Origin of the sequence: Thermobifida fusca NBRC 14071 = JCM 3263 (genome assembly GCF_001592045.1) — a bacterium.
In the GTDB taxonomy this organism is placed as follows: domain Bacteria; phylum Actinomycetota; class Actinomycetes; order Streptosporangiales; family Streptosporangiaceae; genus Thermobifida; species Thermobifida fusca.
On record NZ_BCWB01000041.1, the window covers coordinates 88,309 to 95,063 of the forward strand.

8 protein-coding genes are annotated in these 6,755 nt (G+C 70.1%); 4 read left to right on the forward strand and 4 right to left on the reverse strand.

All coding sequences use genetic code 11. The annotated features are described in order from the left end of the window. Window positions 1–40: 40 nt before the first annotated feature. The 3 genes from TF1_RS10640 to TF1_RS10650 all read right to left on the reverse strand — a co-directional run bounded on the left by TF1_RS10640 (window position 41) and on the right by TF1_RS10650 (window position 2,013). Window positions 41–826, reverse strand: coding sequence for a sulfite exporter TauE/SafE family protein (locus TF1_RS10640; RefSeq protein WP_011293501.1), 786 nt, complete (start codon window positions 824–826; stop codon window positions 41–43). A gap of 2 nt (window positions 827–828) precedes the next feature. Then, window positions 829–1,425 (reverse strand): rhodanese-like domain-containing protein, encoded by a 597-nt coding sequence (locus TF1_RS10645; protein WP_011293500.1) that lies wholly within the window; start codon window positions 1,423–1,425, stop codon window positions 829–831. A gap of 312 nt (window positions 1,426–1,737) precedes the next feature. Next, window positions 1,738–2,013 carry a metal-sensitive transcriptional regulator gene (locus tag TF1_RS10650; protein ID WP_011293499.1) on the reverse strand — a complete coding sequence of 92 codons (276 nt, stop codon included), beginning with the start codon at window positions 2,011–2,013 and terminating at the stop codon, window positions 1,738–1,740. 108 nt (window positions 2,014–2,121) lie between these two features. Between TF1_RS10650 and TF1_RS10655 the strand changes: the two genes are divergently transcribed. From TF1_RS10655 to TF1_RS10670, 4 genes are all read left to right on the forward strand, one after another. Continuing rightward, window positions 2,122–2,700: a hypothetical protein gene (locus TF1_RS10655; protein WP_011293498.1), complete on the forward strand. Its 579-nt coding sequence runs from the start codon at window positions 2,122–2,124 to the stop codon at window positions 2,698–2,700. 98 nt (window positions 2,701–2,798) lie between these two features. After that, entirely contained in the window at window positions 2,799–3,731 is a 933-nt protein-coding gene (locus TF1_RS16675; RefSeq protein WP_011293497.1) for an SCO family protein, read from the forward strand. Window positions 3,732–3,767: 36 nt separating this feature from the next. After that, window positions 3,768–4,325 carry a copper chaperone PCu(A)C gene (locus TF1_RS10665; RefSeq protein WP_061783858.1) on the forward strand — a complete coding sequence of 186 codons (558 nt, stop codon included), beginning with the start codon at window positions 3,768–3,770 and terminating at the stop codon, window positions 4,323–4,325. An 18-nt stretch (window positions 4,326–4,343) separates the two neighbouring features. Next, window positions 4,344–5,636, forward strand: a complete 1,293-nt coding sequence (locus TF1_RS10670; RefSeq protein WP_011293495.1) for a Dyp-type peroxidase — start codon at window positions 4,344–4,346, stop codon at window positions 5,634–5,636. Between the two features lie 64 nt (window positions 5,637–5,700). Here the strand turns inward: TF1_RS10670 and TF1_RS10675 are convergent, their stop codons facing one another. Then, entirely contained in the window at window positions 5,701–6,705 is a 1,005-nt protein-coding gene (locus TF1_RS10675; protein ID WP_011293494.1) for a DUF5914 domain-containing protein, read from the reverse strand. Window positions 6,706–6,755: the final 50 nt, after the last annotated feature.

Here is a 6,755-nt window from a genome sequence, read left to right on the forward strand (position 1 = left end):
ATTCCTTTCCAGTTGTCGCGGGAGAGCGAGAGAGCTGCGGTTACCAGAGCAGTTCGGGAGCGGTCAGGGATGTTGCGGCGACTCCTGCGGCGACGGCGAGGACGAGGGCGGCGAATCCGCGCCGCAGCGCAGCTGCGGGCAGGCGCGGGGCCAGGGTTCCAGCAGCGAGCGAGGTCGCCATGGCGCTTGCTGCGAAGACTCCGACAGTGGCGACGTCGAGGCCGGTGGGCGTGAGACTGTGGGCGGCGAGTCCGGACACCGAGTTGAGGACGATGACGGCCAGCGAGGTGGCCACCGCCTCGGATTCGGCGAGGCCGAGGCCGAGGCTGAGTGCCGGGACGATGACGAATCCACCGCCGACCCCGAAGAGGCCGGTGAGGAATCCGACGAGAGCGCCCGCCAGCGTCGCCCAGGGCAGGCAGGCGCGCCAGTCCACGGTTCCGGACGCGCCCCGGCAGGCCCCCACCGCAGGGGTGGACTGCCGCAGCATGCGCACGGCCACCACAACCATGAGCGCCGCGAACGCGAGCATCAGCCAGTGGTTGGGCAGGAGCCTGCCTACCGCGCTGCCTCCGAAGGCGGCGGGCAGTCCTGCCAGTCCGAAGACCAGGGCGACCCGCCAGCGGACGAGCCCGGCGCGGATCCGGGTGAGCAGGCCGGTGGCCGACGAGGCGCCGACCACGACCAGGGAGGCTGGGATCGCGGCGGTCAGCGGGAGGCCCACCCCGTAGACCAGGGCAGGCACCGCCAGAATGGACCCGCCTCCGCCGAGGAGTCCGAGAAGCAGCCCGATGAGGGCGCCGAACAGTCCTGCCGCAACAACCACGGTCAGCCTCGTTGCGCGGGAGTGGTGCCGGTGAGCGCGGCCAGCATGGTCGGGGCGTCGCACCGGTCGGTGCGGTTGTAGGGCAGCAGTGCCAGCAGTCGCGCCATCAGGCAGGTGTCGGTGATCGCTGCGAAGGTCAGGCCCGCGCCGATGGCTGCGGCGACCCATTTGAGGGGGTCAAACACGGCGCTGGCGGTGACGAAGACAAGGACGATCAGTCCGGCGACGAGCCGCACTTGGCGTTCCATCGCCCAGCGTCCCCCCGAGCCCCGCTTCAGGGGCGCGCCGGTGCGTTCCCATTCGCTGATGCCGCCTTGGAGGACGCTGACTTGCCGCAGGCCGCTTTCCGCCATGAGTTTGCTGGCCTGGTCGGCGCGCATTCCGGACCGGCATACGAGCACGACCGGGTCGTCGTGGTTGGCGGTGAGTTCGCGCTGGTGCTCGCGGAGCAGGTCGAGCGGCACGTTGTAGGAGCCGGGGATGTGCATTCCGGCGAATTCGCCGGGGGTGCGGACGTCGATGATCCGCACTCGAGGGTTGCGCTCCTGGAGTTCCCGGACCTCTTCTGGGGTCAACGAGACAGGAAGCGAGGTGTCCATTGCAGCCTCTTCTCTTCCTCAGATACGGGCGGGGGTATGTGGAGGGCAAAAAGGGGTGGCGAATCAGCGGGAAGCCGCGGCGCACACCCGCGCTAAGCCAGTCGGTCGGGTCCCGCGGCGGCTGCTGTGCCAGGGGCGCGGGTGGCCCGCCGGTCCGGAAACGGCTGTGCCCGCTCCGGTGGTGCGGCCGGGCCGGTAAGCCCATCCCCACCTCGGCTTTTCCGCACAATCCTCAACACCCCCGGGGGTATACGACAGGCACAAATAAGGGTGACAGGCGGAGCATCGCGCGTGCCAAGGGACGCTCGGGGCTCAGGCCAGTGAGAGAAACAGCTTCTCCCACTCCTCTTCGCTCATCGGCGGCTCTTCCCCGCGCTCCCGCATGGTCTGACAGTGCCGCAGACCACTGGCAACGAGCTTGAACCCGGCCCGGTCGAGCGCGCGCGAGACCGCGGCGAGTTGGGTCAGCACGGCAACGCAGTCCTCGCCCGACTCGATCATCGCGATGACTCCGCCGAGCTGCCCATGCGCACGACGCAGTCTGGTCAGGGCATCGCCCACCAGTTCGGGTTTCATCTCCACTGTCATCACCTCTTCGCCACTCACTATACCCCCACCCGTATCGAAAACGCTAGTCGCCCCTTTACCCCACCCCGAAACAGCCCTGCTCAGAACCGGTGCGACGATAGAAGTGCTGTGCACGGAAGGTCACTCACCACACTGGTCCGCGCCGGGATCTTCGCCGCGGTCTCCGTTGGCGTGTCCGCCAACGGACACGCTGTCCACTCCGGCCACGACGTCCCGCTCACCGGAACCCTGCTCGGCGGCGCGCTGATGCTCGCCATCGGTTGGGCCCTCGCCAAGCGGGAACGCGGCGGCGGCATCATCCTCGGGTGGATGCTGTGGGGACAGCTCGCCCTGCACCTCATCTTCGCGCTGACCGAGGGCGGGACCGGTGCCCACGCCACCCACGCGGCGGCACGTGTGGGGGAAGAGACCGCATCCGATCCCACCCTCGGCATGCTGGCAGCCCACCTCGGCGCAGCACTGGTCTGCGCCCTGTGGCTACGCCGCGGCGAGGCCGCAGCATTCCGGCTTGCCCGCCAACTGCGCACCCTGCTCGCGGGCATGTTCCAGATCGGGGCCGCACCACCGGCCGTGCCATGCCCGCCCTGGGCGGGACAGCACCGGGACAACGGGGCCGTCCCCGCTCCCCGCACGGTGCCGCAGTACGCGGTCAGCCGACGCGGACCACCCCGTCCTCGGCTCAGTTGAAGCCGTCAGCTCCACCAGCAAGGCCGACGCGCCAGCGCCGAGCCTGACCTCCGCGTGCCCCGCAAGGCACCACGCAGACTGACCCGAGGAGAACTACTGTGACCAAACACACCGGGGCGATCCGCGAGAACAGTCCGCTGCAGCGCCGACTCCCCGACCTAGTCGTCGTCCACACCACCGGCCAGCGTGGTCACGCCGACCAACCGCTGCAGCCCACGCGCGGCAGAAAGCCACACACCACACTCCGCGCACTCGCGAAGATGGGCGCGGACCTCTTCCGGGGAGTGATTCGGCTGCTCCCCGTCGATTTCGGCGGAAAGAGCGGTTCGACAGTCGATGCACCTCACAAGACCATCATCGCCCACAACGTCCGTCTTTCCCAGAAACCGGGATATAAGCGCGTCCGAAACTTAAGAGGACGCGGGGCAGCGGCGTGCGCGGCAGCGAGCATCCTCCTCCTCGCCGGATGCGGCCAGACCGGCAGCACGGGCAGCCCGAACACCAGCGAATTCGACTACTACCTCGACCTGGCCGAAACCCCGATGTCCGCCCCGCCCCACGAGTTCCGCACCGTCGACGGCGACCCGTGGGCCTTCACCGACGTCGCAGCAGACCGGCTCACCCTGCTCTACTTCGGCTACACCAGCTGCCCTGACGTGTGCCCCACGACAATGGCCGACATCGCCGACGCGGTCACCCGCCTCGGCGCAGACGGGGAACAGGTCGACGTGGTCATGGTCAGCACCGACCCGGAGCGCGACACCCCCGAACAGATGCGTTCCTGGCTCTCCGGCTTCAACCCGGACTTCCAGGGAGTCATCGGCCCCATCGACGACGTGGTCCAAGCCGCCAAAGCCTACGGCATCCCCGTGGAACCCCCCGAAGAGACTGACGGTAACTACCTCGTCACCCACGGGGAGAGAGTCGCGGTCCTCCGCCCCGGCGGCGACGCCATCGGCTTCTTCGACCCCGGCACCTCCGGGGAACAGATGAGCGCCGTCCTCCCCGAGCTGATCGCAGCACAGCTCTAACCCACGTCCACGCCACGCGTCCGGAGTACTGCGTCCATGAACACGTCCACCACTACGCCACTGCTCGTGCTCGGCACAGCCCTCGCCCTCGTCACCCTGTCCGGCTGCGGCGGCCCGCCAGCCGACCAGCACACCGACAGCCGCGACCACCACGCGACCGCCTCAGCCCTCGACCCCAGCACACCCCCCAAGGGCAGCGCTGAAGCCGGCGACCTCGTTATCGAAGACGCCTGGCTGGCGGAACCCGCCAACCCGTCGATGACCGCCGGCTACCTCACCATCAGCAACACCGGCGACGAGGACATCACCCTCACCGAGGCGGCCACCTCGCTCTCCGACCGGACCGAACTGCACACGGTGGAGACCACGGAAAGCGGCGCCGCGCAGATGGTCCCGGTCGACGACATCCCCATCCCCGCCGGGGAAACCGTCGAACTCGCCTCCGGCGGACTCCACATCATGGTGCTGGACATAGCGGACCCGCCACAGGTCGGCGACACCGCCACCATCACCCTGACCTTCGACAACGGAGAAACCGTCCAGGTTGACGCCCCGGTGCTGGAACGCACCGGAAGCAGCGGCCACCACCATTGACGGAGGGGTGAGCAGGCCATGACCGAACCAGACACGGAGAGGAAAGGCTCCTCCCGCCGAGGATTCCTCGCGGGACTGGGCGCGGCAGCACTCACCGGCGCAGGCATCGGCATGGCGGCAGGAGAAGTCCTCCGCCCCCTGCTGCCCGACTCCGACCCGGCCGCCTCCCCGGAAGCCGAGCAGCGGCTGCGCATGGCAGCCCAACGGGCCGACGCCACCGCAGCGCCCCAACCCGGCATCTCCGGCCCAGCACCCGCGTTCGTTCACGTCATCGCGCTCGACCTGGCGGAAGAAGCCCGTAAGAACCCCGACACCGCCCGCGACAGCGCAGCCGCCGCGCTCCGGTCCTGGACCGAACTAGCGGCCCGCCTGCACGAGGAGAGTCCGCACGACATCGCCGAGGGGGCCGCCTCTGCAGGGCTGCTCCCCGCCTCCCTCATGGTCACCGTCGGCATCGGAGGCTCCCTGCTCTCCGCGATCGACGCGGAAGACCGCCGACCGGACGCGCTCGCCGACCTCCCCGAGTTCTCCACCGACGACCTGCACCCCCGCTGGTGCGGTGGAGACTTCATGCTCCAAGTCGGTGCGGAAGACCCCATGGTGCTCACCGCGGCCGTGGAAGAACTCGTCGCCGCGGCCGCGGATGCGACCGCGGTGCGCTGGTCTCTGCGCGGCTTCCGGCGGACCGCCGCAGCCGCGCGCGACCCCGACGCCACCCCCCGCAACCTCATGGGGCAGATCGACGGCACCGCCAACCCCGCCCAGGACCACCCGCTGTTCGACCGGACCATCACCGCACGGCCGGCCGACAACCCCGCGCACGCCTGGATGGACGGCGGCAGCTACCTGGTCGTGCGACGGATCCGCATGCTCTTGACCGAATGGCGGAAACTGGACGTGGCCGCCCGGGAGCGGGTGATCGGCCGCCGCCTCGACACGGGAGCACCCCTCGGCAGCCGCAACGAGACCGACCCCGTCGTGCTCTCGGCCCGCGACGAGGAAGGGGAACCCCTCATCCCCGAGAACGCACACGTGCGCCTCGCCAGCCCGGAGAACAACCTGGGTGCCCGCATGTTCCGCCGCGGCTACAGCTACGACCAGGGGTGGCGCGACGACGGCGTCCGCGACGCCGGACTGCTCTTCATGGCCTGGCAAGGCGACCCCGCCACCGGGTTCATCCCGGTGCAGCGCAGCCTCGCCGACCAGGGCGACGCCCTCAACCGCTACATCCGGCACGAAGGCAGCGCCCTCTTCGCCGTCCCCGCCGCCCGGGAAGGCCGCTACCTGGGACAGGACCTGATCGAAGGATGACACCGCCGGCCACGGCCCGTCCCCTCGGCGTGCGCCAGGGCGAGCCGTGGCCGGCCAGACCGGGTCAGGACGGCCACCGCCCCGCCGACCGCAGAGCGTAGCGGCGTTCAGCGTAGGCGAGATCGTCCCGCCACAGACGGCGCGCCGCAAACCGCATGAGCGGCCGCACCACAGGAGCCATCCGCCGCGCCACCCCGAACCCGGGCCGCGGCGACGTAGCCACCGTCGCCTCGATCACCGCGGTGCGCGGCACCCCGTTACGGTCCACGCCGAGCGGGGTGGCGTGGGTCTCCACCACACTCCCTGCCCCCTCCCCTTCGAGGATGCGCATGACGATCGTGCGCGGCTCCGGGCAACGGAATTCGGCGCGCACCGGCACCCCCCACCGGCCCGCGACCTTGAACGCTACGTCCACCACGAACCGGTCGTCCGCGTCGGCCACCCCTTCCTCGGGCGCCTCAACCACCCGCAGATCCACAAACGAGTACGGGTGGAACCAGGAGCCGTGCCACGGATCCAACCGGTTGGCGATCACATCCTCCGGCTCACACCGCCCCGCCATGCTCGCCACCGCGGCCAACGTGCGCCGTTCCGGCCGCTCCGGCACGATCGGGGCAGCCAGCGGCTCCTCGCCTCCGACCGCGTCCAACCGCACCCACACCAGCACCCCGTCATCGTGGACAGGGAATGGCGACCACCCGGGAAAGCCTTCCGGCCCCAGCGACAGGCCATGCCACCGGCACACCAGCCGATCCCCGCGGACCGCCCCACGGCACAGCGGCGCTCCCAAGTGGGGACAGGATCCGGGAGCGGCATGCACCACGTTGTCGCGGCTCCGCCACGCCACCACTTCAACCCCCGCCACCATCCGCCCGAACGGCTGCCCCGGACGGATCTCCGTGCTCGCCGCCAGCACGAACCAGTTCCCCGAAGGCCGGGCAAGCGCCCGCTTCAACGCCCCTTCAATCAGAGCGGGCCGTGCCCCCTGCCACGACGGCTCCTGCTGCTCCCACCGGGTCTTCGGCAGTCTGCGCAAGGGAAGCCGCCGCACCCCCATGGATTCAGACATCGTCAATTCCCCCCGTAACTCCGAGCGCCGCTCATCCGCGGCGCCACCCC

What these genes read in the sequence shown, in the direction of transcription:
- TF1_RS10675 (WP_011293494.1), bottom strand. Translation starts at nt 6,705, where the DNA reads ATGTCTGAATCCATGGGGGTGCGGCGGCTTCCCTTGCGCAGACTGCCG.
- TF1_RS10665 (WP_061783858.1), top strand. Translation starts at nt 3,768, where the DNA reads ATGAACACGTCCACCACTACGCCACTGCTCGTGCTCGGCACAGCCCTC.
- TF1_RS10645 (WP_011293500.1), bottom strand. Translation starts at nt 1,425, where the DNA reads ATGGACACCTCGCTTCCTGTCTCGTTGACCCCAGAAGAGGTCCGGGAA.
- TF1_RS10650 (WP_011293499.1), bottom strand. Translation starts at nt 2,013, where the DNA reads ATGACAGTGGAGATGAAACCCGAACTGGTGGGCGATGCCCTGACCAGA.
- TF1_RS10670 (WP_011293495.1), top strand. Translation starts at nt 4,344, where the DNA reads ATGACCGAACCAGACACGGAGAGGAAAGGCTCCTCCCGCCGAGGATTC.